This window comes from Bartonella sp. MU70NMGDW, assembly GCF_042194085.1.
In the GTDB taxonomy this organism is placed as follows: Bacteria; Pseudomonadota; Alphaproteobacteria; order Rhizobiales; family Rhizobiaceae; genus Bartonella; species Bartonella grahamii.
Genome location: NZ_JBHIMK010000267.1, coordinates 1 through 1,589, shown reverse-complemented (window position 1 = coordinate 1,589; position 1,589 = coordinate 1). Strand labels below are relative to the sequence as shown.

Sequence of the window (1,589 nt, the reverse complement as noted above, 5' to 3'; positions counted from 1 at the left end):
GTATTTTAAAGGTAAAAAAGAGATCGAGATGAGGAAAGAGGACAGATGAAAATTATATTAAAGGGGTTGATGATTGTCCTTTTAGGAGGCGTTTGTGTTGCTGGGTGTGGGCGTAAAGGGTCATTGGAAATGCCTCTTACAAGTGTGGAAAAGTCTGTGCAAGGAACATCTGTTGCTCAAAGTGAAGATGATAAACCTTTTATTCTTGATCGTTTGATAAAGTAGGAGGAAAGTGTGGATTTTTTCTCTTACCATCAAGGTATGCTTCATGCTGAGGGTTGTTCACTTGCTGTTCTTGCGCAGGAGGTGGGGACTCCTTTTTATTGTTATTCCGCCAATGCATTGGTTACACGTTTTAAAGACTATAAAAAGGCTTTTCAAGGGATGCCTAGTCTGCTTGCTTATGCGGTTAAAGCCAATTCTAATCAAGCAGTTTTACGGCTTTTAGCGAACAATGGAGCGGGAGCTGATGTGGTCTCAGAAGGGGAATTACGGCGTGCCCTTGCTGTTGGTATTCCGGCACATCGTATTGTTTATTCTGGTGTTGGTAAAACCATGAGAGAGATAGATTTTGCTCTTGCACAGGATATTTATTGTTTTAACGTTGAATCAGAGCCGGAACTTGAACAGTTATCTCAACGTGCTGTTGCGCTTTCAAAGATAGCACGTGTTTCATTGCGCATTAATCCAGATGTTGATGCAAAGACCCATAAGAAAATTACAACAGGAAAATCTGAAAATAAATTTGGTATTCCATTGTTGTTGGCAAGAGAGGCTTATAAAAAAGCGGACTCTTTACCTGGATTGCAGGTTTGCGGTATTGATATGCATATTGGCAGTCAGATTTGTGATTTAAAGCCATTTGAAGAAGCATTCCTTCTTATTGCAGATTGTGTGCGTCAATTGTGGAGCGATGGCTATGCAATAACGCATATAGATATTGGTGGTGGGCTTGGTATTGCCTATGGTTGTGAACAACATACTGTACCTTCTCCTTTTGATTATGCTGCGCTGGTAAAGAAATATATTGCTCCTTTAGGGATTAATATTGTTGTGGAGCCGGGGCGGAGCATTGTGGGACAAGCTGGTGTACTGATGACATCTGTTCTCTATTTAAAAAGGGGACAAGGGCGGAATTTTGTTATTGTAGATGCGGCGATGAATGATCTGATGCGTCCAACGCTTTATGATGCTTGGCAGAATGTCGTCCTTGTGAAACAAGCAGCAAAAGATGCTCCCCTTATTCGTGCAGATATTGTTGGTTCTGTTTGTGAGACTGGCGATTATTTAGCACTAGATCGTTACTTGCCGATTTTGGCACCCGGTGATCTTTTAGCAATTACGCAAGCTGGAGCTTATGGTGCTGTGATGGCGAGTACTTATAATAGCCGACTTTTGATCCCAGAAGTTCTTGTTCAAGATACGTGTTATGCGGTTATTCGTCCACGTCTTGATTATGCTCAATTGATGGGATGTGATCATATTCCTGATTGGGTTGAGAATTCTTAAGTGTTTTTGGTCTTATTTTTACTAAACTTTGATGAAACAATTTATTTTCTAGAAATTGTCTTGTATGGGGTTTATGATCT

General features: G+C 40.7%; 2 protein-coding genes. Both read left to right on the top strand.

Going from position 1 to position 1,589, the window contains the following annotated elements:
* Window positions 1-45: 45 nt before the first annotated feature.
* Window positions 46-225, top strand: coding sequence for an LPS translocon maturation chaperone LptM (locus ACFIKE_RS10325; protein ID WP_375626049.1), 180 nt, complete (start codon window positions 46-48; stop codon window positions 223-225).
* Window positions 226-234: 9 nt separating this feature from the next.
* A complete protein-coding gene (gene lysA / locus ACFIKE_RS10320; RefSeq protein ID WP_375626047.1) occupies window positions 235-1,509 on the top strand; it encodes a diaminopimelate decarboxylase in 1,275 nt (424 codons plus the stop codon).
* The last annotated feature ends 80 nt before the right edge of the window (window positions 1,510-1,589 follow it).

Coding starts and splice junctions, on each gene's coding strand:
- ACFIKE_RS10325 (WP_375626049.1), top strand. CDS start 46: ATGAAAATTATATTAAAGGGGTTGATGATTGTCCTTTTAGGAGGCGTT.